Raw genomic sequence first — 23,164 nt, 5'->3', positions numbered from 1 at the left:
CCTAAGGGGCCAACGCCGGGCACTTCGGGGTCGTTTCAGGGACGCTTCCGGGACCGGGGACTCAACCCCGCCACCGCTCACGCCCGCGGCAGGAACGCCCGGGTGGAGAACGTCACCGCCGGTTTCGCCGACACCAGTCCCTGCCGTGCCCCCGGGTACACCGTCACCGTGTCCTGCGTCTCGCTCCGGTACGTCCGTACGACCAGGTCCGCCCGGCCGTCGCCGTCGAAGTCGGCGGCGGCGACCACCCGGGCCGTGCCGTGCGCCGCCGATGGCACGGTGACCGTCTCCCGTGCCGACAGGCCCGCCGGGCCGCCCCGGAAGATCTTCAGCCGGGAGCCGCTGGAGACCAGCTCGCTCAGGCCGTCGCCGTCGAAGTCGGCGGCGTCGAGCACCGTGCCGGGGGAGTCGAGGGCGGCGCGGTGGGCGCCGGGCAGGTCGTAGAGCAGGGTGGTGCCGCCCATGGCGCCGACCGCCGCGTCCAGGGCCTTGCCCCGGCCGAAGCGGCCCAGGGTCACGTCGATGCCGGCCGGCAGTACCGCGCCGGTGCGGGTGGGGCCGTCGGGGCCGCCGAGGACCACCGCGAAGGTGCCGGACCGTTCCGCCGTACGGACGACGAGGTCGTCGTAGCCGTCGTGGTCGACGTCGGCGGCGGGGCCGGTGGGCAGGTTGCCGGGGGCCGGGATCGGTGCGGCGGCGGCGCGCGGGGCGCCCGTCCGGGTGAACGGGCCGCGCAGGAAGCTCAGCTTCCCGCCCGTGGCGTGCAGCGTGAGGTCGGTGTGGCCGTCGCCGTCGAAGTCGCCGCACACCGGCTGGTCGGGCCAGTCGTCGCCGGCCCGGGCGCGCGCCGGCACGGTGAGGACGACGCCGCGCCCGGTCAGGCCGCCGGGCGAGCCGAAGAGCAGTTGCAGCGGCACCGGTGGCTGCCCCTGGCCGTCGTAGGGCGGGTCGGTGGAGACGACGAGGTCGGTGAAGCCGTCGCCGTCCAGGTCGCAGGACGCCTCCGCCTCGAACAGCGCGGGCAGCTCGCCGCCGGCCCGGGCGGCGTGGGTGCGCGGGGCGAGCAGCTGCCGGGTGCCCGGTACGAGGCCGTGCGCGCTGCCGTAGACGATGCCGATGCCGGGGTCGTCGGTGTGCGGCTGGTTCTTGGCGAGGTCGTCGAGGACGAGGTCGCGGTGGCCGTCGCCGTTGAAGTCGTCGGGGACCTTGCTGCCGGTGCCGCGCGGGACCGGCAGGGGCGCCGTGGCGGGGGCCGCCCGGACGGGCGCGGGGTCTTCCCCGGCGGCGGAGCTGCACCCGGCGAGCAGAAGGAGACAGCCGGCGGCCGCCGCGGACAGGGCCCCTCTTCGCACGCGCACCGATTCCACCTCACCCGCCCCACCGGCAACGACCCGGCAATCATGCACGCGTTCGAGGCGGGGGGACAGCCCCGGGGGCGCCGCGGGGTGGCGGGCACGCGGGGTCGGCCCCGGCGGCGTCCTTGCCGGTGCCCGTGGGCGAGGATGGGGGCATGAGCGTCGTGAAGATCAATGTGCTGACCGTTCCCGCCGAGCAGCGGGAGGTCCTGGAGAAGCGGTTCGCCTCGCGGGCCCACGCCGTGGAGAACTCCGACGGCTTCGAGTGGTTCGAGCTGCTGCGCCCCGTCGAGGGCACGGACCAGTACCTGGTGTACACGCGCTGGCGGGACGAGGAGTCCTTCCAGGCCTGGATGGAGGGCCCGATGAAGGCCGCCCACCAGGGCGGCGCCGAGGGCGAGCGGCCGAAGCCCGCGGCCTCCGGCTCGACCCTGTGGTCCTTCGAGGTGGTCCAGCAGGCGGCCCCCAAGGGCGTCTGACCGGCCCGGACACACGGACGACGGCGCCCCCTGCCTGTGCGGGTCAGGGGGCGCCGTCGGTTTCGGGGGAGCCGTTACTTCACCGGCTCCGGCTCCGGGGTGCTCTCGGACTCGGTCTCGCCCGCCGGGTCGACCGGCGTCCTGACGGAGTCGAGGAGCAGCTGGGCGACGTCCACGACCTGGATGGACTCCTTGGCCTTGCCCTCGTTCTTCTTGCCGTTGACCGAGTCGGTCAGCATGACGAGGCAGAACGGGCAGGCGGTGGAGACGATGTCCGGGTTGACGGAGAGGGCTTCGTCGACGCGCTCGTTGTTGATGCGCTTGCCGATCCGCTCCTCCATCCACATCCGCGCGCCGCCGGCGCCGCAGCAGAAGCCGCGCTCCTTGTGGCGGTGCATCTCCTCGTTGCGGACGCCGGGGACGGCGGCGATGATCTCGCGCGGCGGCGTGTAGATCTTGTTGTGGCGGCCCAGGTAGCACGGGTCGTGGTAGGTGATGATGCCCTCGACCGGCGTGACCGGGGTCAGCTTGCCCTCGTCCACCAGGTGCTGGAGCAGCTGGGTGTGGTGGATGACCTCGTAGTCGCCGCCGAGCTGCGGGTACTCGTTGCCGAGCGTGTTGAGGCAGTGCGGGCAGGTGGCGACGATCTTCTTGGCCGACTTCGGCTTCGCGGACTCGGCGACGACCTTGCCCTCGTCGTCCAGCTCCTCGCCGAACGCCGTGTTCAGGGCCATCACGTTCTCCATGCCGAGCTCCTGGAACAGGGGCTCGTTGCCCAGGCGGCGGGCGGAGTCACCGGTGCACTTCTCGTCGCCGCCCATGATCGCGAACTTGACGCCCGCGATGTGCAGCAGCTCGGCGAAGGCCTTGGTCGTTTTCTTGGCGCGGTCTTCGAGGGCGCCGGCGCAGCCGACCCAGTACAGGTACTCGACCTCGGTCAGGTCCTCGATGTCCTTGCCGACGACCGGGACCTCGAAGTCGACCTCCTTGAGCCATTCCAGGCGCTGCTTCTTCGCCAGGCCCCAGGGGTTGCCCTTCTTCTCCAGGTTCTTGAGCATCGTGCCCGCCTCGGACGGGAACGCGGACTCGATCATCACCTGGTAGCGGCGCATGTCGACGATGTGGTCGACGTGCTCGATGTCCACCGGGCACTGCTCGACGCAGGCGCCGCAGGTGGTGCAGGACCACAGGACGTCCGGGTCGATGACGCCGTTCTCCTCGGCGGTGCCGATGAGCGGACGCTCGGCCTCGGCCAGCGCGGCCGCCGGGACGTCCTTGAGCTGCTCCTCGGACGCCTTCTCCGCGCCCTCCATCGTCTTGCCGCCGCCCGCGAGCAGGTACGGCGCCTTGGCGTGGGCGTGGTCCCGCAGGCTCATGATCAGCAGCTTCGGGGAGAGCGGCTTGCCCGTGTTCCAGGCGGGGCACTGCGACTGGCAGCGGCCGCACTCGGTGCAGGTGGAGAAGTCCAGCAGGCCCTTCCACGAGAACTGCTCGACCTGGGAGACGCCGAAGACGTCGTCCTCGCCCGGGTCCTCGAAGTTGATCGGCTTGCCGCCGCTCGTCATCGGCTGCAGGGCGCCCAGCGCGGTCTCACCCGTCGCGTTGCGCTTGAACCAGATGTTCGGGAACGCCAGGAAGCGGTGCCAGGCCACACCCATGTTGGTGTTGAGGCTGACCGTGATCATCCAGATCATGGTCGTGCCCAGCTTGATCATGGCGAACAGGTAGACCAGGTTCTGCAGCGTGGAGACGCTCAGGCCCTTCAGCGCCAGGATCACCGGGTAGGAGGCGAAGTAGCCGGCCTCGTAGTGGTCCACGTGGTGCAGGGCGCCTTCGAGGGCGCGCAGCACGTAGATCGCGAGGCCGATGACGAGGATGACGTACTCGACGAAGTACGCCTGGCCCATCTTGGAGCCCGCGAAGCGGGACTTGCGGCCGGGGCGCGAGGGCAGGCTGAGCAGGCGGATGACGATCAGCGTCGCGATGCCGAGCGTGGTCATCGCGCCGATGAACTCGATGTACATCTCGTACGGCAGGAAGCCGCCGAGCACGGGCAGCGTCCAGTCGGCCTGGAACAGCTGGCCGTAGGCGTTGATGATCGTGGGCGGCAGCGTCAGGAAGCCGATGGCCACGAACCAGTGGGCGATGCCGATGATCCCCCAGCGGTTCATGCGCGTGTGGCCGAGGAACTCCCGCACCAGGGTCACGCTGCGCGCGTAGGGGTTGTCGGTCCGGCTGCCCGCCGGGACCGGCTGGCCCAGCTTGAAGTACCGGACGAACTGGCCGATGGCGCGGGCGAGCAGGGCGACGCCGACCACGGTCAGGGCCAGCGACACGATGATCGCGGCGAGTTGCATGGGGGCTCCTCGGGCCTGCGAGGGGTGAATCGAGGGAGATTACTAAGCGGTAACTTATTCAGTTCGTCTGAGACTACCCCTATCTTCCGATGCAATGTAGCCAGCCGTTCGGTGATCTGTGTCGCTGAGGCTTGCCTTAAAGGATCACAGCAAACCGGGGGCCCCGGCGAAGCCGGCCGCAATCCGAACGTGTTATTCGTACCAAATTGGTACATTCACCTCTAACTTATATCCGTGCTCTACGGGATCGCCGCCGCCACCGCCGCCCTGCTGCTCACCGCCCTGCTCGCGGGAGCGCTCCGGACGCCTGCCCTGCGCCTGGGGCTCGTCGACCGGCGCCGGCGCACGCGGCCGGTGCCGCTGCTCGGCGGGGCGGCCATGGTGCTCGCCACCTGCCTGGTCGCCGCGGCCGGCAACTGGACCCGCCTCGCGCCGCTCGGCCACGGCAACGACCAGCTGCTCGTCGCGGGCGCCGCGGTCGCCGCGCTGGGCCTGGCCGCCGACGTCTGGCGGCTGAAGACCCGGTTCCTGCTGGTGGGTACGGCCGTGGCAGCCGCCTTCGTCGTGCCGTACGACGAGACGGGCGTGCTCGGCGGGATGCTGGGCGTCGCCTTCATCGCCGCCGCCTCTCTCGCCTTCCGCTCGCTGGACCACGCCGACGGCGTCGCCGGGACCGTGGGGGTGCTCACCGCCTTCGGGGTGGCGGCGTGTGCCGCAGCGGAGGTGATGGACGGGCTCGCGGTGCTGCTGAGCGTGCTCGCCGCCGCGCTGACCGGCTTCCTCATGCACGGCTGGCCGGCCGCCCGGATCGGCCTCGGCTCCTGCGGCTCGCTGTTCACCGGCTTCCTGCCGGCCTCGGCGGCCGTGGTCACCCGGTCGGGCTACGACCTGACCGGCACCGCCGCCGTCCTCGGGCCGCTGGTCGCGCTCGGCGCCGCCGACGTCGTCCTCGTCGCCTTCTCGCGCCGGCTGGCCGGACGGGCGCTCGCGCGCGGCGGACCCGACCATCTCGGCCACCGGCTGCGGCGGCTCGGACTCACCGCGCAGGGCACCGCCGTACTCCTGGGCGTGGCCTCGGCCGCCGGGGTACTCGTGGGAGTGCTGGTGCACGCCGGATGGGCGCGGCCGAGCGCCGCCCTGTGGGTGGCGGGCGGCGCGCTGGTCGTCGTCCTCGCACTGCTGCGGGTGCCGGTGTACCGGGTGCCGCGCCGGCGGGGACCCGGCCCCGGGGCGGGGCCGCAGACCATGGCGCGGGCGCCCCGGCAGCATGATCCGGCGACCGCCCGGCCGACTTTTTCCCGGGTGCAGCCACCTCGACGTCCGCCATCGTCGCAGGTCAGAGCGCCGTTGCGTGTAAGGAACGGATAAGAGTTGAGTCCCAGTGACTCAGGTCTGTTGACCGAGCCGTGAGCCTCATGCACACTTGAGCCTGTTCCACTCAAGTCAGTTGGAGGAATCGCAATGGCACGTGCGGTCGGCATCGACCTGGGCACGACGAACTCGGTGGTCTCGGTCCTCGAGGGCGGCGAGCCCACCGTCATCACCAACGCCGAGGGCGCCAGGACCACGCCGTCCGTCGTCGCCTTCGCCAAGAACGGCGAGGTGCTGGTCGGCGAGGTGGCCAAGCGCCAGGCCGTCACCAACGTGGACCGGACCATCCGTTCGGTCAAGCGTCACATGGGCACGGACTGGAAGATCGAGCTGGACGGCAAGCCGTTCAACCCGCAGCAGATCTCCGCGTTCATCCTGCAGAAGCTGAAGCGCGACGCCGAGGCCTACCTGGGCGAGAAGGTGACCGACGCGGTCATCACCGTCCCGGCCTACTTCAACGACTCCGAGCGTCAGGCGACGAAGGAGGCCGGTGAGATCGCCGGTCTGAACGTCCTGCGCATCGTCAACGAGCCGACCGCCGCCGCGCTGGCCTACGGCCTCGACAAGGACGACCAGACGATCCTCGTCTTCGACCTCGGTGGCGGCACCTTCGACGTATCCCTGCTGGAGATCGGCGACGGCGTCGTCGAGGTGAAGGCCACCAACGGTGACAACCACCTCGGTGGTGACGACTGGGACCAGCGCGTCGTCGACTACCTGGTCAAGCAGTTCCAGTCCGGCCACGGCGTGGACCTGTCCAAGGACAAGATGGCCCTGCAGCGCCTCCGTGAGGCCGCCGAGAAGGCCAAGATCGAGCTGTCCTCCTCCACCGAGACCTCGATCAACCTGCCCTACATCACCGCGTCCGCCGAGGGCCCGCTGCACCTGGACGAGAAGCTCACGCGCGCCCAGTTCCAGCAGCTGACGGCCGACCTGCTGGAGCGCTGCAAGACGCCGTTCCACAACGTCATCAAGGACGCCGGCATCTCCATCAACGAGATCGACCACGTCGTCCTCGTCGGTGGCTCCACCCGTATGCCCGCCGTCGCCGAGCTCGTCAAGGAGCTGACCGGCGGCAAGGAGGCCAACAAGGGTGTGAACCCGGACGAGGTCGTCGCCATCGGCGCCTCGCTCCAGGCCGGTGTCCTCAAGGGCGAGGTCAAGGACGTCCTGCTGCTCGACGTCACCCCGCTGTCCCTCGGCATCGAGACCAAGGGCGGCATCATGACCAAGCTCATCGAGCGCAACACCACGATCCCGACCAAGCGCTCGGAGATCTTCACCACGGCCGAGGACAACCAGCCGTCGGTGCAGATCCAGGTCTACCAGGGCGAGCGCGAGATCGCGGCCTACAACAAGAAGCTCGGCATGTTCGAGCTGACCGGTCTGCCGCCGGCGCCGCGTGGCGTCCCGCAGATCGAGGTCTCCTTCGACATCGACGCCAACGGCATCATGCACGTCACGGCGAAGGACCTCGGCACCGGCAAGGAGCAGAAGATGACCGTCACCGGCGGCTCCTCGCTGCCGAAGGACGAGGTCGACCGCATGCGTGAGGAGGCCGAGCGCTACGCGGAGGAGGACCACAAGCGTCGCGAGGCCGCCGAGGCCCGCAACCAGGGCGAGCAGCTGGTCTACCAGACGGAGAAGTTCCTCAAGGACAACGAGGACAAGGTCCCCGGCGAGGTCAAGACCGAGGTCGAGGAGGCCGTCGCCGAGCTGAAGGAGAAGCTCAAGGGCGAGGACACCGCCGAGATCCGCTCCGCCACGGAGAAGGTCGCGGCCGTCTCGCAGAAGCTCGGCCAGGCGCTGTACGCCGACGCCCAGGGCGCCCAGGCCGCCGGTGGCCCCGAGGACGGTGCCGCCGGTGGTGCCAAGGCCGCCGACGACGACGTCGTGGACGCCGAGATCGTGGACGACGAGCGCAAGGACGGGGCCGCGTAATGACGGAGGAGACCCCGGGTTTTGAAGAGAAGCCCGACGTCCCCTCCGGCGCCACCCCTGACGACGCCGAGCCGAAGGCCGCCTCCTCCGAGGAGGGGGCGGCCCCGGCCGGGGACGGGAACGAGGACGCGGGTCTGCTGGCCCAGCTGGACCAGGCACGCAAGGCGCTCGACGAGCGCACGGCGGACCTCCAGCGCCTCCAGGCCGAGTTCCAGAACTACCGCCGCCGGGTCGAGCGGGACCGCATCGCGGTCAAGGAGGTCGCCATCGCGAACCTCCTGACCGAACTGCTGCCCGTGCTCGACGACATCGGGCGCGCGCGGGAGCACGGCGAGCTGGTCGGCGGCTTCAAGTCGGTCGCCGAGTCGCTGGAGACCGTCGCGGCCAAGATGGGCCTGCAGCAGTTCGGCAAGGAGGGCGAGCCCTTCGACCCGACGATCCACGAGGCCCTGATGCACTCCTACGCGCCGGACGTCACCGAGACGACCTGCGTGGCGATCCTGCAGCCCGGGTACCGCATCGGCGAGCGCACCATCCGCCCCGCGCGGGTGGCCGTCGCCGAGCCGCAGCCCGGCGCGCAGGGCGCGAAGACGGAGGGCGCCGAGGACAAGGCGGCCGACGACAAGGAGAACGGTGGCCCGGACGAGGGCTGACGTCGCACACACCATGGGGATCACCGGAAAGGGGGCACGTCGGGGATGAGCACCAAGGACTTCATCGAGAAGGACTACTACAAGGTCCTCGGCGTCCCCAAGGACGCCACCGAGGCCGAGATCAAGAAGGCGTACCGGAAGCTCGCCCGCGAGTTCCACCCGGACGCCAACAAGGGCAACGCCAAGGCCGAGGAGCGCTTCAAGGAGATCTCCGAGGCCAACGACGTGCTCGGCGACCCCAAGAAGCGCAAGGAGTACGACGAGGCCCGCACCCTGTTCGGCAACGGCGGCTTCCGGCCGGGGCCGGGCGCGGGCGGCGGCTCCTTCAACTTCGACCTGGGCGATCTCTTCGGAGGCGGCGCCCAGGGCGGAGGCAGCTTCGGCGGAGGACTCGGTGACGTCTTCGGGGGCCTGTTCAACCGGGGCGGTGCCGCGGGGACGCGGACCCAGCCCCGGCGCGGCCAGGACATCGAGTCCGAGGTCACGCTGAGCTTCACCGAGGCCATCGAGGGCGCCACGGTCCCGCTGCGGATGTCCTCCCAGGCGCCGTGCAAGGCCTGTTCCGGCACCGGCGACAAGAACGGCACACCGCGCGTGTGCCCGACCTGCGTCGGCACGGGACAGGTGGCGCGCGGCTCCGGCGGCGGCTTCTCGCTGACGGACCCCTGCCCGGACTGCAAGGGCCGGGGCCTGATCGCGGAGCACCCCTGCGAGGTCTGCCACGGCAGCGGCCGGGCGAAGTCCTCCCGCACCATGCAGGTCCGCATCCCGGCCGGCGTCTCGGACGGGCAGCGGATCCGGCTGCGCGGCAAGGGCGCCCCCGGCGAGCGCGGCGGTCCGGCCGGTGACCTCTATGTCGTCGTCCACGTCGGCGCCCACCCGGTGTTCGGCCGCAAGGACGACAACCTCACGGTCACCGTGCCGGTGACGTTCGCGGAGGCGGCGCTCGGCGGGGAGGTCAGGGTCCCGACCCTGGGCGGCCCGCCGGTCACGCTGAAGCTGCCGCCCGGCACGCCCAACGGCCGCACGATGCGCGCCCGCGGCAAGGGCGCGGTCCGCAAGGACGGCAGCCGCGGCGACCTCCTGGTCACGGTGGAGGTGAGTGTTCCCAAGGACCTGTCGGGGAAGGCTCGTGACGCGCTCGAGGCGTATCGCGAGGCGACCGCGGACCAGGATCCGCGGGCGGAGCTGTTCGAGGCCGCGAAGGGAGCTTGAGTGGGATGGACGGCCGTCGACGTAATCCGTATGAACTGACGGAGGACACCCCGGTCTACGTCATCTCGGTGGCGGCCCAGCTCTCCGGCCTCCACCCGCAGACGCTGCGCCAGTACGACCGCCTGGGCCTGGTCTCCCCGGACCGCACCGCGGGCCGGGGGCGGCGCTACTCGGCCCGTGACATCGAACTGCTCCGCCAGGTGCAGCAGTTGTCGCAGGACGAGGGCATCAACCTGGCCGGCATCAAGCGCATCATCGAACTGGAGAACCAGGTCGCCGCGTTGCAGTCCCGCGTCGCGGAGATGCAGGCGGCCCTGGAGGGCGCGGCGGCGGCGATGCAGCAGCGCGAGGCAGCCGTCCACGCCTCCTACCGCCGCGACCTGGTCCCCTACCAGGAGGTCCAGCAGACCAGCGCACTGGTCGTGTGGCGGCCCAAGAAGGCCAAGGACTAGCGGACGTTCAGCGCACCGCGCGAAGGGCCCGGAGGCGATCCGCCTCCGGGCCCTTCGCGTGCGTCGTGCCGGGTGCCGGCCGCGCGCGGTGGGGCGACGGCGGGCCCCGGGAAGACGGCGGAGGTGCCCTCACGCTGGCCGATATCGTTCGGTCATCTGTGCTGATCCGGGGAAGGTGAACACCCGCTCGTGAAGAGTCGGTAAAGGGTGTTTGGTGGTGAATGGGCGGGTGTTCTCCCCGTCTTCACGCACCAAGCGGAGGGTGATGTTGCTATCTCGTTAGGTGGCCGGTCTTGACGCAAGGTGGCGGTCCCGCGTTGGCTTTTCAGTCACGTGGGTCGTGCCGCTGCACCCGCGTTTCGTACCGCACCCGAAGTGAGCCCCCGCATGCGCCGTACCGCCCTGTCCGTGGCCGCATCCACGCTGATCCTCCCGCTCGCCGGCTGCAGCATGCTGAACTCGACGGGCGGCGGCGGCACCGCGAGCCCCACCAAGGGCGACGACGTCACGGTGGGCCTGCTCCTGCCGGAGAAGGTCAACTCCCGGTACGAGAAGTTCGACCACCCCATCATCGCCGCGAAGGTCGCCTCCCTCACCCGCAACCAGGGCAAGGTGGAGTACGCCAACGCCGAGCAGGACGCGGCCCGGCAGGCGACCCAGATGCAGCAGATGATCGACGACAAGGTCGACGTCATCCTGCTGGACGCGGTCGACTCGCACGCGATCGCCGACGAGGTGAAGAAGGCGAAGGACGCGGGCATCCCCGTCATCGCCTACGACCGTCTCGCCGAGGGCCCGATCGACGCCTACGTCTCCTTCGACAACGAACTGGTCGGCGAGGTGCAGGGCCGCACCCTGCTGGACGCCCTCGGCGAGGGCGCCGGCACCGCCGACCGGATCGTCATGATGAACGGCTCGCCGACCGACCCGAACGCGGCCCAGTTCAAGCGGGGCGCGCTGAGCGAGCTGAGCGGCAAGGTGACGATCGCCAAGTCCTACGACACCAAGGACTGGGACCCGAAGAACGCCCAGACCAACATGGCCGAGGCCATCGCCGCGATCGGCGCCAAGAAGATCGCCGGTGTCTACTCCGCCAACGACGCCATGGTCGGCGGCATCATCAAGGCCCTCAAGGCGGCCGGTGTCTCCACCCTGCCGCCGATCACCGGGCAGGACGCCGAACTGGACGCGGTGCAGCGGATCGTGGCCGGCGACCAGTACATGAGCGTGTACAAGCCCTACCCGACGGAGGCGGAGGCCGCCGCGGAGATGGCCGTGGCCAAGGTGCAGGGCAGGGACATCCAGTTCGACGCGCTCGCCGGCGACAGCGTCGACAGCCCCACGCAGAAGAACGTTCCGGCCCAGCTGGTCAGCGTGGTCGCGCTGACCAAGAGCAACATCAAGAGCACGGTCGTCAAGGACGGCATCTACAAGGCGTCGGAGATCTGCACCTCGAAGTACGCGTCGGCGTGCGCCTCGATCGGGCTGAAGTAGCGCCCCACGAGGCGGCCCCAGCGAATTAGCCCCAGCGAATCGGCCGCCGCGAATCGGCCCCGGCGAATCGGCCGGACACGTCGGCGGACCGGCCGTGGCGCAGCGCTCACGGTCCGGTGACCGGGGTCATGGGCACGAACACGCCGTCCGGGGCGTGCGGGACCGTCGCACCGCTGAGGTAGCCGTCCGGGTCCCGGTCGCCGGCCACCCGCAGCCCCGTGACCCGCGCCCGCTTCGGGACGTCGTACCAGACCTCGATCTCGATGAGGTCGTGGCCGCCGATCTCGACCCGCTCGTGCTGGCGGCGCACCGCCATCGCGAAGGAGTCGGGCCGAGTGCGGGCCCCGTCCGCGCTCACCAGCCGCTGCCCGGCGGCGACGTAGGTGTGGAAGGCGGGGTCGGCATTGCGCACCCGCAGCCGCGCGGTGCAGAACTGCCCGTCCGGCTGGGCCTCGCTGTGCGTGCCGGCCACCGCGGTCAGCCCGCACCGCAGGGAGAGCACCGTGAAGACCAGGTGTCCGTCGCGGTGCTCGCCCGAAACGCGCGAGGAGGGGCGGGCGGAGGCACTCGGCGGCGCACCCGTGGACGCGTCGCATCCGCTCGCGGCCACGATGGCGGCCAGGACGAGCGCTGCCGCCCGGACGGCTGCGATCAGCGGGCACGCCGGTGTCGTACGCCCTGCACGGACCATGTCCGGCATTGTCGGGCCGCATCGCGCCGAAGGGGAGAGGCCCGGCCGGCGCGGTCCGGTGGACCGAGGACGCGGAGGGCGGGAGATAGCGGTACGAACCGGTGGTTTCCCGCGGTCACGCGCGTTCGAGCCGTGTTGCACCGCACGCTCCGTCCGCGCATAGTTGCGCTGCGAAGAGGCGTGAACCGGGGGTGGAGTGGGCGATGACCGGGCACGGGACGGATGAGCACCCGCACGGTGCCGGCCGACTGTGCGCGGCCGGGGACCGGGTGTACTCCCGGGCGGTGCGGCGCGGCCGGGTGCCCCGCCGGGACGCCGAGCAGGTGCCCTGCCTGCTCGACCTGGCGCTGCTGCACCCCGACCCGGACGACATGGACTGGCTGGTGCCGACGGCGCCGCAGGAGGTCATGACCCGGCTGCTGCGCGGCGTGTACGACGAGGTCGCCGAGAGCCAGCGCCGGGTGGGCGCGGCGGTGGCGGCCGTCGAGTGGTACGCCGGTCTCGGCGGCCGTACGCCCGCGGCGGGGGCCGGAGCGGGTGAGGGCAGCGCGATCCGGGTGCTGGACGGCCTCGCGCGCATCCAGGCGGCGATGGACGAGGCGACGCAGGCGTGCACGACCGAGGTGCTGACCGTGCAGCCGGGCGGCATCCGCCGCGAGCACGAGCTGTCCGAGGGGCTGCACCGGGCGCTGGCGCTGCGCGGCCGGGGTGTGCGCATGCGGGACCTGTACAACCATGTGGCGCGGCACGGGCAGGGGCTGCTGACGTATCTGGAGCTGATGGGCGACGCTGTGCAGGCGCGCACGCTCGACGAGGTCGTGGACCGGCTGATCCTCTTCGACCGCACGGTGGCGTTCATCCCGGCGAACGCCGAGCGCACGATGGCCCTCGAACTGCGCCACCCGGCCCTGATCTCCTACCTGGTCACGGTCTTCGAGCGGCTGTGGCGCCTGGGCGTCCCGCTGAACGCGCCCATCCCCGACAGCGGTATCGAGGGCATCTCGCACCGCGAGAAGTCCATCGCGGCGCTGCTCGCGGAGGGGCATCAGGACGCGGTGATCGCCGAGCGCCTCGGCATCAGCGTCCGCACGTGCCGGGCCCACATCGCCCGCCTGTCGGAGACGCTCGGCGCGGCCAGCCGTACCCAACTCGGCGTGCGCATCGCCCAGGTGGGCCTGGACACCCCGGCGCACCTGACCTTTCCGTGCCAGGAATCCCCGACGGCCCGGTGAGCCGGCCGGTCCGCGCCGCCTCACTCGTCCTTGTTCAGGATCCCGGACTGCGCGATCAGATAGCCGAGTTGGGCGCGGCTGCCGCTGCCGAGGGCGGCGGCCAGCTTGGCGATGTGCGCCCGGCAGGTGCGCACGTTCATGCCGAGGCGGCGGGCGATGGCCTCGTCGACGTGACCCTCCACGAGCAGTTTGGCGATGGAGTGCTGGATCTCCGTGATCCCGTCGGGGGCCGTCTCGTAGGGCGCGCCGGCGCTCAGCGCGACGGCACGGTTCCACATGAACTCGAAGACCTTGATCAGGTAGCGGACGAGTGCCGGGTTGCGTAGTTCCAGGGCCACTTGCTGGTCGTCCCGGGCCGGGATGAACGCGACGGACTCGTCGCAGATGATGAGGCGCTCGACCAGCTCGTCGATCGTGCGGTACTCCACCTTGCCGTTGGCGAGCTGCCCCACGTAGGCGAGCTGCTCCAGGTTGAAGCGCACCGTGTGCTGGTAGAGGGTCCGGATCCGCACGCCGCGGTCGACCAGGGCGGTGTCACGGTCCAGCCCCTGGCGGATGGTGCGCTCGGTGAAGCGGTTGCTGGGCTGCACCGTGAGCATTTCGGCCTGGCACTGGGCGGTGGCCAGGTCGAGCGCCGCGTTGATCCGGTCGCTGCCTTCCAGCACGGTGATGGAGTGGGTGGCCGAGGCCATCTGCCCGTTCAGGGCCATGAACGGCTCAAAAGCATCGGACAGTTCGATTGCCCACCGCCGGCGCTCCGCGATCTCCCGCTCGATGGGCAGCAGACGCTGCGCGAGCGCAAGCGCCGGGGGGACCGGACGGAGCCAGTCCGGGTCGTCGGGATCGGGGTGGAGCAGGGCGAACTCCATCAGGCAAGGGGCGGGTTCCGCCTCCGAGCGGGAGATACGGCCTTCGCGCAGGGCACCGGCGTAAAGGCGGCTACCCTCCTCGCAGAGCTCGTTCGCCGCATGGGGATGTGCCGTATTGGACCGATTCGACATCAAATCTCCACCCCCCAGGGTCCTGAACATGCAGGAACATGATGCACCGATTGTGTGGCCATGACGTGCCTGAATGAGCCATCGTCGTACTCGACGGGGGAAGAGGGGACCTTCAAGTGAGGACGAAGCCGACTATGGGGAAAAGAGTGCTTCGCTCGATACTTGTCGCCACCTTCTCCGCCGTTGTGGCCCTCGGAGCTCTGGGTGGCCACGCCGGTACGAAGGGCGACGATCGAGCGGACAGTAAGTGGCCGGCGGTGGCGGTGTCCTCCGAGTCCGTGGCTACGGCAGACGGTGCTGGGGGCAGATGATGGCGACTCCACCTGACGACCGTTCCTTCCGACGGGAAATGGCCACCGCGTACCGATCCGGCTGGCACTTCATCGATCTGGTCACCGCCATCCCCCACAACGGGGATTCGCTGATGGTGACCGTGTTCGGTGAGCCGGTGGTCGTCACGCGCGACGACGAGGGCGACGTGCGGGCGTACCGGTGTCTGCGGCGGCCTCGGGGGGCGCCGCAGCCTGTGCGCTGTGCCATCCGGTACGGAATGATCTTTGTGAATCTCGACCAGCGCGACCACCGGCTGTCGGAGCCGGACATCTCCGACGTGCGGACCATCTCGGCCACCCCCCGCAGTGCCTGACGCGATTCCCCCGTCGTAACAGATCGCTCAGGTGCTTCCCCCCGCAGCGGCGTCACCGTGACCTGAACACGGTGACCCCGCTGCAGTTTGTGCGCGTACGCGCCGTTCATCCCCGGCCCATGGCCCGGTCCAGCTCGATCTCGATCACCACGCGTGAGGGGTTCGGCGACGGCACGCGCTCGTAGCGTTCCGCGTAGCGCCGCTCCGCCTCCGCGACACGGTCGGCCTCCGAGCGGACGAACGCCCGCCCCTCCAGCGTGGCCCAGCGCCGCCCCGCGACCTGGCAGACGGCGACCCGTGCGCCCTCCGGGCCGGCGGCCCGCACATGCCCCGCCTTCGCGCTCGCCTTGTTCGTGATCACCCGGGCCAGCCGCGCCTCGGGGTCGTAGGTCACTCCGACGGGAACGACGTGCGGGGTGCCGTCGGGGCGCAGCGTCGTCAGGGTGCACAGGTGCCGCTCCCGCCAGAAGGCGAGATACGGCTCGTCCGGTGCGCCCGGGTCCTGGGGGTACGCGGTCATGGGACGGAACCTACCCGCAGTGCCGCCGGGCCGCCGACTGTCACCCCTCCCCTCCCAAGCTTGAGTGGAATAGACTCAACTTTGTGCACGTTGACCGAGTCAGTACGGGGAGACGGCTGACCCCAGCACGCCCAGGAGGAGAGAAGCGAACGTGGACGCCGAGCTGACCAACCGGAGCCGGGACGCGATCAACGCCGCCGGCAACCGGGCCGTGACCGAGGGACACCCGGACCTCACCCCTGCCCACCTGCTCCTCGCGCTGCTCCAGGGGCAGGAGAACGAGAACATCGTCGATCTGCTGGCCGCCGTCGACGCCGACCAGGCCGCCGTGCGCTCGGGGACCGAGAAGGTGCTCGCGTCCCTGCCCAGCGTGACCGGCTCCACCGTCGCGCCGCCGCAGCCCAACCGCGAGCTGCTCGCCGTCATCGCCGACGCCCAGGCCAGGGCCGAGGAGCTGGGCGACGAGTACCTGTCCACCGAGCACCTGCTCATCGGCATCGCCGCGAAGGGCGGCCGGGCCGGCGAGGTGCTCACACGGCAGGGCGCCACGGCCGGCAAGCTTCAGGAAGCGTTCCGCAAGGCGAGGGGAGGGCGTCGCGTGACCACCGCGGACCCCGAGGGGTCGTACAAGGCGCTGGAGAAGTTCGGCACGGACTTCACCGCGGCCGCCCGCGAGGGCAAGCTCGACCCGGTCATCGGGCGGGACACCGAGATCCGGCGGGTGGTGCAGGTGCTCAGCCGCCGCACCAAGAACAACCCCGTCCTCATCGGCGAACCCGGCGTCGGCAAGACCGCCGTCGTCGAGGGGCTCGCCCAGCGGATCGTGAAGGGCGACGTGCCGGAGTCGCTCAAGGACAAGCGGCTCGTCGCGCTCGACCTGGGCGCGATGGTCGCGGGTGCGAAGTACCGGGGTGAGTTCGAGGAGCGGCTGAAGACCGTCCTGGCGGAGATCAAGGACTCCGACGGGCAGATCATCACCTTCATCGACGAGCTGCACACCGTCGTGGGCGCGGGCGCCGGCGGCGACTCCGCGATGGACGCCGGCAACATGCTCAAGCCGATGCTGGCCCGCGGTGAGCTGCGCATGGTCGGCGCGACCACGCTCGACGAGTACCGCGAGCGCATCGAGAAGGACCCCGCGCTCGAGCGCCGCTTCCAGCAGGTGCTGGTCGCCGAGCCGAGCGTCGAGGACACCATCGCCATCCTGCGCGGACTCAAGGGCCGCTACGAGGCGCACCACAAGGTGCAGATCGCCGACAGCGCGCTGGTGGCCGCGGCCACCCTGTCCGACCGGTACATCACCTCCCGCTTCCTGCCCGACAAGGCCATCGACCTGGTCGACGAGGCGGCCTCCCGGCTGCGCATGGAGATCGACTCCTCGCCGGTCGAGATCGACGAGCTCCAGCGCGCCGTCGACCGGCTGAAGATGGAGGAGCTGGCACTCGGCAAGGAGACGGACGTCGCCTCCCGTGAGCGCCTGGACAAGCTGCGCCGCGACCTCGCCGACAAGGAGGAGGAGCTGCGCGGGCTGACCGCCCGCTGGGAGAAGGAGAAGCAGTCCCTCAACCGGGTCGGTGAGCTGAAGGAGAAGCTGGACGACCTGCGCGGCCAGGCCGAACGCGCCCAGCGCGACGGCGACTTCGACACCGCCTCCAAGCTGCTGTACGGCGAGATCCCCGCCCTGGAGCGCGACCTGGAGGCCGCCTCCGAGGCCGAGGAGGAGGTGTCCCGGGACACCATGGTCAAGGAGGAGGTCGGCTCGGACGACATCGCCGACGTCGTCGCCTCCTGGACCGGCATCCCGGCCGGGCGGCTGCTGGAGGGCGAGACGCAGAAGCTGCTGCGCATGGAGGACGAGATCGGCAAGCGGCTGATCGGACAGGGCGAGGCGGTGCGCGCGGTGTCGGACGCGGTACGCCGCTCCCGGGCCGGCATCGCCGACCCCGACCGTCCGACCGGCTCCTTCCTCTTCCTCGGCCCGACCGGCGTCGGCAAGACCGAACTGGCCAAGGCACTCGCCGACTTCCTCTTCGACGACGAGCGGGCGATGGTCCGCATCGACATGTCGGAGTACGGCGAGAAGCACAGCGTCGCCCGGCTGGTCGGCGCGCCTCCCGGCTACGTCGGCTACGAGGAGGGCGGCCAGCTGACGGAGGCGGTGCGGCGGCGGCCGTACAGCGTGGTGCTGCTGGACGAGGTGGAGAAGGCGCACCCGGAGGTCTTCGACGTCCTGCTCCAGGTGCTGGACGACGGCCGGCTGACGGACGGCCAGGGCCGCACGGTCGACTTCCGCAACACCATCCTGGTGCTGACCTCCAACCTGGGCAGCCAGTTCCTGATGGACCCGGTGACCAGCGAGGAGGAGAAGAAGGAGCAGGTGCTGGAGGTCGTACGGGCGTCCTTCAAGCCGGAGTTCCTCAACCGCCTCGACGACCTCGTGGTCTTCTCCGCGCTGACGAAGCAGGAGCTGAGCCGGATCGCCGAGCTGCAGATCTCCCGGCTGGCCCGGCGGCTCGCCGAGCGGCGCCTCACGCTCGACGTCACCCCCGAGGCGCTGGCCTGGCTCGCCGACGAGGGCATGGACCCGGCCTACGGTGCGCGTCCGCTGCGCCGCCTGGTGCAGAGCGCGATCGGCGACCGGCTGGCGAAGGAGATCCTCTCCGGCGAGATCAAGGACGGCGACACGGTCCGCGTGGACCGCTTCGGCGAGGGCCTGCTGGTCGGCCCTGCGACAGGCAAGACGCTGTGACGGCTCAGGTGTCGGTGGTGTAGAGGAGGTACAGCGTCCAGAAGAACCACAGGGAGAACGCCAGGCAGCCCCACCACAGTGCCCACAACACCCACCGCACCGCTCTCGGTATGCGCATCCCGGCATCATCGCACCGGGGGCGGGCGGAACGCGGGGCGCGGGCCGGGAGCTGACCGGCGCCGTCGGGGACCGCGGTGGGCGGTCCCACGGTGGGTGATCCCACAGTGGGTGGTCCCACGTGGACGCCGCCGGTCCGGGCCCCCGGCGGACGCCGGTTCTGGTCACACGCGGGATGCCGGTTCTGGTCACGCACCGATGCCGGTTCTGGTCACGCGCCGGATGCCGGTTCGGGTCACACGGTGAACGCCGGGAGCCGCACCCGGGCCAGGTTCAGGCACAGATCCACGCCGTCGTGGCACAGCCGCTCTCGCCCGACCGGCCGGATCCTGTCAGCCCAGGGCTGACAGGCACCGCCGGGGCTTGCCACCCCCCTCCCCCTCTGGGGGAGGATGGCGGAATCCGTACGAAGGGAAATTCACGGTGACCATCGACCCGTCCTCGATTCCGAACTTCGGGGGCCAGCCCCAGCCGCAGCCGCAAGGACCGGCGGGCCCCGTCGTCCCGGATCAGGACCTCGTGAAGCAGCTCCTGGAGCAGATGGAGCTCAAGTACGTCGTCGACGACGAGGGTGACCTCGCGGCGCCGTGGGAGCAGTTCCGTACGTACTTCATGTTCCGCGGCGAGGACGACCAGCAGGTCTTCTCGGTGCGGACGTTCTACGACCGCCCCCACAAGATCGACGAGAAGCCCCAGCTGCTGGAGTCCGTCGACGACTGGAACCGCCGCACCCTGTGGCCCAAGGTCTACACCCACACCCACGACGACGGCACCGTCCGCCTCATCGGCGAGGCGCAGATGCTGATCGGCATGGGCGTCAGCCTGGAGCACTTCGTCTCCTCGACCGTCAGCTGGGTGCGGGCCGCGATCGAGTTCGACCGCTGGCTCGTCGAGCAGCTGGGCCTGGAGCAGGAGATCAACGACGCCGACGAGCCCGAGGAGGGCGAGGAGTAGTCCAGCCGAACCATCGGGGCGTACGGGCGATCACGACCAGGTGCGCGCCGTAGGGAAACGGCAGACGGAAACGACAGCCCGGCCAGGGCACCGGCCTCCACGGCCGCGTGCCGGGGCCGGGCTTCGCCGTGCCCGGGGGCCGTTTCACCGGCGGCGCGGCGCCGTCCACAGGCTGTGGAAACTCTTCGGCCGTGCGGTGGCCAGGTCGTGTGACCCGAAAGAGGGAAAGTACTTGCCGATGTGGAAAGTAGTTTCCTAGAGTGGCTGCACGGGGGCGGACCGACCACCGCCCCGGACACGGGGAGGACCACATGACGCACGGCACGGACCAGCCGTACGACTCGCACGCCGCCGAGGCGGCTCTGCACGCCGCGCGAGACGCCCAGGCGGCGGCCCGGGCAGCGCAGCGCACACCGCGCGGCTATGTGATCGCGCAGGGCGCCGCCTGCGTCGTCGAGTTCGGCGCCCTTGGGCTCGCCGGGGTGTCCGAGCAGTGGTCGGGGCCGCTGCTCGCGCTCGGCCTGGCCGGCTTCGTCGCCTTCATGGCCCTGATGTGGGCGGGCGTCCGGCACGGCGGGAGCGTGCCCTGGCCCCGGCGCGAGGGCCGCCCGGTCTGGCGGATCCTGCTGCCGCCGGCCGCGACGATCGCCGTCGGCGGCCTGGCCGCGGTCCCCTACGGCCTGCCCGGCGCGCTGGTGGTGTTCGGCGTCGTCTGCGCCCTCGACCTCGGGCGTCGCCTCATACGAACGGAGCACGCGTGACCGACACCCCGCCGCCCGCCCTGGACCGGGAGTTGCAGCACCCCACCCGGCTGGCGCTCGTCGCCTACCTCTCCTCCTGCGCGGAGGCAGAGTTCGGCGTCCTGCGGGACTACTGCGGCATCTCGGACTCGGTCACCAGCAAGACGGTCTCCGCGCTGGAGAAGCTGGGCCATGTGAGCGTCCGCAAGGGCTACGTCGGCAAACGGCCGCGCACCTGGGTCGCCCTCACACGTGAGGGGCGCCGGGCGCTTGAGGCACACCTCGCGGCGCTGGAGGAGATCGTCACCGCCGCCCGGCGCGCGGGCGCCGCGCAGCAGGGATGACGCCGGCGACCGGGCCGTATGGCGCGATGGCCCGGACCGCTTCCGCCGCGCCGGGGGCGAGGCGTCAGCCGGCCAGGGCCTTGAGCCGCTGGGCCGCTTCCTGGAGCACCTCCGTGCGCTTGCAGAACGCGAACCGCACGAAGGGCGCGCCCGCCTCGCGGTGGTCGTAGAAGACGGCGTTCGGGATGGCCACCACGCCCGCCCGCTCGGGCAGCGCGCGGCAGAAGGCGAACCCGTCGTCGAAGCCGAGCGGGCGGATGTCGGTGGTGAGGAAGTACGTGCCGGCCGTCCGGAACACCCCGAAGCCCGCCTCGGCCAGGCCCGCCGCGAGGAGGTCCCGCTTGGCGCGCAGATCCTCACGGAAGCCCGTGAAGTACGACTCCGGCAGGTTCAGCGCCTCGGCGATCGCGTACTGGAAGGGCCCGGCGGAGACGTACGTCAGGAACTGCTTGGCCGAGCGCACGGCCGCCACCAGGGCGGGCGCGGCGGTGATCCAGCCGACCTTCCAGCCGGTGAAGGAGAACGTCTTCCCGCTCGAGGAGATGGTGACGGTGCGCTCCCGCATCCCGGGCAGGGTGGCCAGCGGCACGTGGGCGGCGCCGTCGAACACCAGGTGTTCGTACACCTCGTCGGTCACCACCAGCAGGTCCCGCTCGACCGCCAGCTCGGCGATCGCGGTCAGCTCCTCGCGGGTGAGGACGGTGCCGGTGGGGTTGTGCGGGGTGTTGATCAGCAGCAGCCGGGTGCGGTCGGTGACGGCGTCCCGCAGCTCGTCGAGATCGAGGCGGAAGTCGCCCTCCTCGGGGCGCGGGCGCAGGGTGACCGGCACACGCGTGCCGCCCGCCATGGCGATGCAGGCCGCGTACGAGTCGTAGTACGGCTCCAGTGCGACGACCTCGTCGCCCGGTTCGACCAGGGCGAGCAGGGCGGCCGCGATGGCCTCGGTGGCGCCCGCGGTGACCAGCACCTCGGTGTCGGGGTCGAACGCCAGCCCGTAGTGGCGCCGCTGGTGCGCCGCGATGGCCGTGCGCAGCTCGGGGACGCCGGGGCCCGGCGGGTACTGGTTGCCGCGTCCGTCGCGCAGCGCCCGCACCGCGGCCTCGCGGACCTCCTCGGGTCCGTCGGTGTCGGGGAAGCCCTGACCGAGGTTGATGGCCCCGGTGCGCAGGGCGAGGGCGGACATCTCGGCGAAGATCGTCGTCCCGAACTCGGCGAGCCGGCGGTTCAGCAGGGGGCGGGCGCTGGAGGTCATGCGGGCCATCCTGCGCCGAAGCTCTGGAGTTCCTCAACTCTGCTTTGGGTCGTGAGGGGGTTGGGCATCTCCCGGTCACACCGAGAGCGGGGCGGCCGACGGGGGACGCCTCGCCGGGCCCGGCCCGGGCGGACGCCCGGGGCGGGTCCACGGGGGAGAAACGAAAGGAGGGTGACGCCGTGAGCGTGTTCTTCGGCTTCATCCTGGTGCTGATCGCCTTCGCGGTGATCGCGGCGGTCGTGTCCGGCGTGCGCCGCGGCCGGCGCACCGCCCGGCGGCCCGGTGGTCATCCCGGCCGTCGCACCGGCCGGCGCAGTGCCGCCGCCGGCACCGTCCACGGCGGCAGCGGCTCCCAGAACAGCTGGTGGGCCGGCGGGGGCGACTCCGGGGCGTCGTCGTGCGGCTCCTCCTCGGGTGGGCACCACGGCGGTGGCCACTCGGGGCACGGCGGACATTCCTGCGGGGGAGGCCACTCCTCGTGCGGCGGCGGCTCGTCCTGCGGAGGCGGGTCGTCGTGCGGGGGTGGCGGGGGCGGATGCGGGGGAGGCAGCGGCTGACACGGGGCAGCCGGGTCTCGAACGGGGGAACCGCATCCGATCCGCGGGGCCCGGTCCTGGGCCGGGCCCCGCGGCGATCCGTCCGACACACGTACGGCGCGCGGGCGTACGCCTCCCGCGGGTGGGCGTACGCCCTGGTTGAACAGTTGAGCGTTGCAGCCCTCTGAGGGATGGAAACCCTACGAAGTTGGGTAAAAACGCTGTGGCGGCCGCACTGTTCATGATTCCCTCTCCATCACCACCCCAGCCCCGAGGACGTCTCGCGCGGACGCCTGCCCGCCGGGCTGACCGGGCCGATCTCCCGGTGCCGACCGGGGTGTGACGGACCAACGCCCCTGTTCTTTGCGTGCTTGCGGAGCCGATCCATGCTCACGACCCTGAAGACCTCCTACACCGACACGCGCGCGGCCGACCTCGCCTGGGCCCTGGGACGCGAACCCCTCCCCGCACTGGCCACGCTCGATCTCGAACTGACCGGCGTCAAACTCCAGTTGAGACTGCTCGGCGCCTCCCACCAGGTACTTCTGGAAGAGGAACGGGGCGTGTGCTCGGAGACGGTGGCCTGCATCCCGGGCAGCAGCACACCGCTGCCGCTTGGCGTCGCCAAACGCGTCGGCGACTGGGAGTACGAGTTCGCCGCCCGTGTCGAGGTGCTCTCCCCGGGCTCCTTCGCGGGCCGCGCACAGGAACTGCTGGCCCTGGTCTCCGACCACCCCCACGGCCTCGCCGGTGTCTTCCCGGGCAGCCCGCACGCCTTCACGGCTCTGCTGGCGCAGGCCCACGAGGGCCATGTCCACTGGCGCACCTGGCACGCCTACCCGCAGGACGGCCAACTGGTGGCCACCCGCACGAGGGTCGGCACCCGGGTACCGGCCGTGGCCTAGGCGCGCCCGCTTCGGACCGGCCGCCGTTCGGGTGTTCTTCGCGTCGGACCGGCCGCCGTTCGGGTGTTCTTCGCTTCGGACCGGCCGCCGTTCGGGTGTCTTGGTGGCGGACCGAGGGCCGGTCCGGGTGCCATCGGGTCGGCCTTTGCCGGGTACCGCG

The 23,164-nt window shown here is 71.2% G+C and carries 21 protein-coding genes; 15 read left to right on the top strand and 6 right to left on the bottom strand.

The genetic code is table 11. The features are described 5' to 3' along the window. Positions 1-77 precede the first annotated feature (77 nt). Entirely contained in the window at positions 78-1,358 is a 1,281-nt protein-coding gene (locus tag ACZ64A_RS30650; protein ID WP_469815002.1) for an FG-GAP repeat domain-containing protein, read from the bottom strand. Positions 1,359-1,510: 152 nt separating this feature from the next. Between ACZ64A_RS30650 and ACZ64A_RS30645 the strand changes: the two genes are divergently transcribed. Beyond that, positions 1,511-1,834 (top strand): antibiotic biosynthesis monooxygenase family protein, encoded by a 324-nt coding sequence (locus ACZ64A_RS30645; RefSeq protein WP_469815001.1) that lies wholly within the window; start codon positions 1,511-1,513, stop codon positions 1,832-1,834. A 74-nt stretch (positions 1,835-1,908) separates the two neighbouring features. Here the strand turns inward: ACZ64A_RS30645 and ACZ64A_RS30640 are convergent, their stop codons facing one another. Continuing rightward, positions 1,909-4,191: a (Fe-S)-binding protein gene (locus ACZ64A_RS30640; protein ID WP_469814999.1), complete on the bottom strand. Its 2,283-nt coding sequence runs from the start codon at positions 4,189-4,191 to the stop codon at positions 1,909-1,911. A 234-nt stretch (positions 4,192-4,425) separates the two neighbouring features. Here ACZ64A_RS30640 and ACZ64A_RS30635 point away from each other — a divergent pair, with 234 nt between their 5' ends. From ACZ64A_RS30635 to ACZ64A_RS30610, 6 genes are all read left to right on the top strand, one after another. After that, positions 4,426-5,559, top strand: a complete 1,134-nt coding sequence (locus ACZ64A_RS30635) for an MraY family glycosyltransferase (protein WP_469814997.1) — start codon at positions 4,426-4,428, stop codon at positions 5,557-5,559. 93 nt (positions 5,560-5,652) lie between these two features. Further along, positions 5,653-7,503 carry a molecular chaperone DnaK gene (gene dnaK, locus ACZ64A_RS30630; RefSeq protein ID WP_469814996.1) on the top strand — a complete coding sequence of 617 codons (1,851 nt, stop codon included), beginning with the start codon at positions 5,653-5,655 and terminating at the stop codon, positions 7,501-7,503. Further along, a complete protein-coding gene (grpE, locus tag ACZ64A_RS30625) occupies positions 7,503-8,156 on the top strand; it encodes a nucleotide exchange factor GrpE (protein ID WP_469814994.1) in 654 nt (217 codons plus the stop codon). Before dnaK ends, grpE begins: the two co-directional genes overlap by 1 nt. 45 nt (positions 8,157-8,201) lie before the next feature. Then, complete coding sequence (gene dnaJ, locus ACZ64A_RS30620) at positions 8,202-9,371, top strand: molecular chaperone DnaJ (protein WP_469814992.1); 1,170 nt, start codon at positions 8,202-8,204, stop codon at positions 9,369-9,371. Positions 9,372-9,376: 5 nt separating this feature from the next. Continuing rightward, positions 9,377-9,823, top strand: a complete 447-nt coding sequence (locus ACZ64A_RS30615; RefSeq protein ID WP_469814990.1) for a heat shock protein transcriptional repressor HspR — start codon at positions 9,377-9,379, stop codon at positions 9,821-9,823. Positions 9,824-10,210: 387 nt separating this feature from the next. Then, on the top strand, positions 10,211-11,317 hold the full coding sequence (locus tag ACZ64A_RS30610) for a sugar ABC transporter substrate-binding protein (protein ID WP_469814989.1): 1,107 nt from the start codon (positions 10,211-10,213) through the stop codon (positions 11,315-11,317). Between the two features lie 106 nt (positions 11,318-11,423). Here the strand turns inward: ACZ64A_RS30610 and ACZ64A_RS30605 are convergent, their stop codons facing one another. Next, on the bottom strand, positions 11,424-12,008 hold the full coding sequence (locus ACZ64A_RS30605) for a DUF4352 domain-containing protein (protein ID WP_469814988.1): 585 nt from the start codon (positions 12,006-12,008) through the stop codon (positions 11,424-11,426). A gap of 203 nt (positions 12,009-12,211) precedes the next feature. Between ACZ64A_RS30605 and ACZ64A_RS30600 the strand changes: the two genes are divergently transcribed. Beyond that, positions 12,212-13,240: a helix-turn-helix transcriptional regulator gene (locus ACZ64A_RS30600; RefSeq protein WP_469814986.1), complete on the top strand. Its 1,029-nt coding sequence runs from the start codon at positions 12,212-12,214 to the stop codon at positions 13,238-13,240. 20 nt (positions 13,241-13,260) lie between these two features. Here the strand turns inward: ACZ64A_RS30600 and ACZ64A_RS30595 are convergent, their stop codons facing one another. Then, positions 13,261-14,271, bottom strand: coding sequence for a helix-turn-helix transcriptional regulator (locus ACZ64A_RS30595; RefSeq protein ID WP_469814984.1), 1,011 nt, complete (start codon positions 14,269-14,271; stop codon positions 13,261-13,263). A gap of 280 nt (positions 14,272-14,551) precedes the next feature. Here ACZ64A_RS30595 and ACZ64A_RS30590 point away from each other — a divergent pair, with 280 nt between their 5' ends. Continuing rightward, positions 14,552-14,887 carry a hypothetical protein gene (locus ACZ64A_RS30590; RefSeq protein ID WP_361634932.1) on the top strand — a complete coding sequence of 112 codons (336 nt, stop codon included), beginning with the start codon at positions 14,552-14,554 and terminating at the stop codon, positions 14,885-14,887. A 106-nt stretch (positions 14,888-14,993) separates the two neighbouring features. Here the strand turns inward: ACZ64A_RS30590 and ACZ64A_RS30585 are convergent, their stop codons facing one another. Continuing rightward, complete coding sequence (locus tag ACZ64A_RS30585) at positions 14,994-15,407, bottom strand: pyridoxamine 5'-phosphate oxidase family protein (protein WP_469814982.1); 414 nt, start codon at positions 15,405-15,407, stop codon at positions 14,994-14,996. Between the two features lie 151 nt (positions 15,408-15,558). Here ACZ64A_RS30585 and clpB point away from each other — a divergent pair, with 151 nt between their 5' ends. The 4 genes from clpB to ACZ64A_RS30565 all read left to right on the top strand — a co-directional run bounded on the left by clpB (position 15,559) and on the right by ACZ64A_RS30565 (position 20,311). Then, positions 15,559-18,156, top strand: coding sequence for an ATP-dependent chaperone ClpB (clpB, locus tag ACZ64A_RS30580; protein WP_469814980.1), 2,598 nt, complete (start codon positions 15,559-15,561; stop codon positions 18,154-18,156). Positions 18,157-18,696: 540 nt separating this feature from the next. Then, positions 18,697-19,227: a YbjN domain-containing protein gene (locus tag ACZ64A_RS30575; protein WP_469814979.1), complete on the top strand. Its 531-nt coding sequence runs from the start codon at positions 18,697-18,699 to the stop codon at positions 19,225-19,227. A 311-nt stretch (positions 19,228-19,538) separates the two neighbouring features. After that, positions 19,539-19,988, top strand: a complete 450-nt coding sequence (locus tag ACZ64A_RS30570) for a hypothetical protein (protein WP_469814978.1) — start codon at positions 19,539-19,541, stop codon at positions 19,986-19,988. Beyond that, entirely contained in the window at positions 19,985-20,311 is a 327-nt protein-coding gene (locus ACZ64A_RS30565) for a winged helix-turn-helix domain-containing protein (protein ID WP_469814976.1), read from the top strand. Before ACZ64A_RS30570 ends, ACZ64A_RS30565 begins: the two co-directional genes overlap by 4 nt. A gap of 64 nt (positions 20,312-20,375) precedes the next feature. Here ACZ64A_RS30565 and ACZ64A_RS30560 read toward each other — a convergent pair whose 3' ends face one another. Then, the gene (locus ACZ64A_RS30560) at positions 20,376-21,572 is read right to left on the bottom strand and encodes a pyridoxal phosphate-dependent aminotransferase (protein WP_469814975.1); all 1,197 of its coding nucleotides are present in this window, start codon (positions 21,570-21,572) and stop codon (positions 20,376-20,378) included. Between the two features lie 170 nt (positions 21,573-21,742). Here ACZ64A_RS30560 and ACZ64A_RS30555 point away from each other — a divergent pair, with 170 nt between their 5' ends. Together ACZ64A_RS30555 and ACZ64A_RS30550 are read left to right on the top strand one after the other, a co-directional pair. Next, positions 21,743-22,120, top strand: a complete 378-nt coding sequence (locus tag ACZ64A_RS30555) for a hypothetical protein (protein WP_469814973.1) — start codon at positions 21,743-21,745, stop codon at positions 22,118-22,120. A 365-nt stretch (positions 22,121-22,485) separates the two neighbouring features. Next, complete coding sequence (locus tag ACZ64A_RS30550) at positions 22,486-23,004, top strand: DUF2617 family protein (RefSeq protein ID WP_469814971.1); 519 nt, start codon at positions 22,486-22,488, stop codon at positions 23,002-23,004. The last annotated feature ends 160 nt before the right edge of the window (positions 23,005-23,164 follow it).

This window comes from Streptomyces sp. NPDC104814, assembly GCF_055583185.1.
Note: the sequence above shows the minus strand (reverse complement) of the source record. Positions and strands in the feature narration are given on the sequence as shown.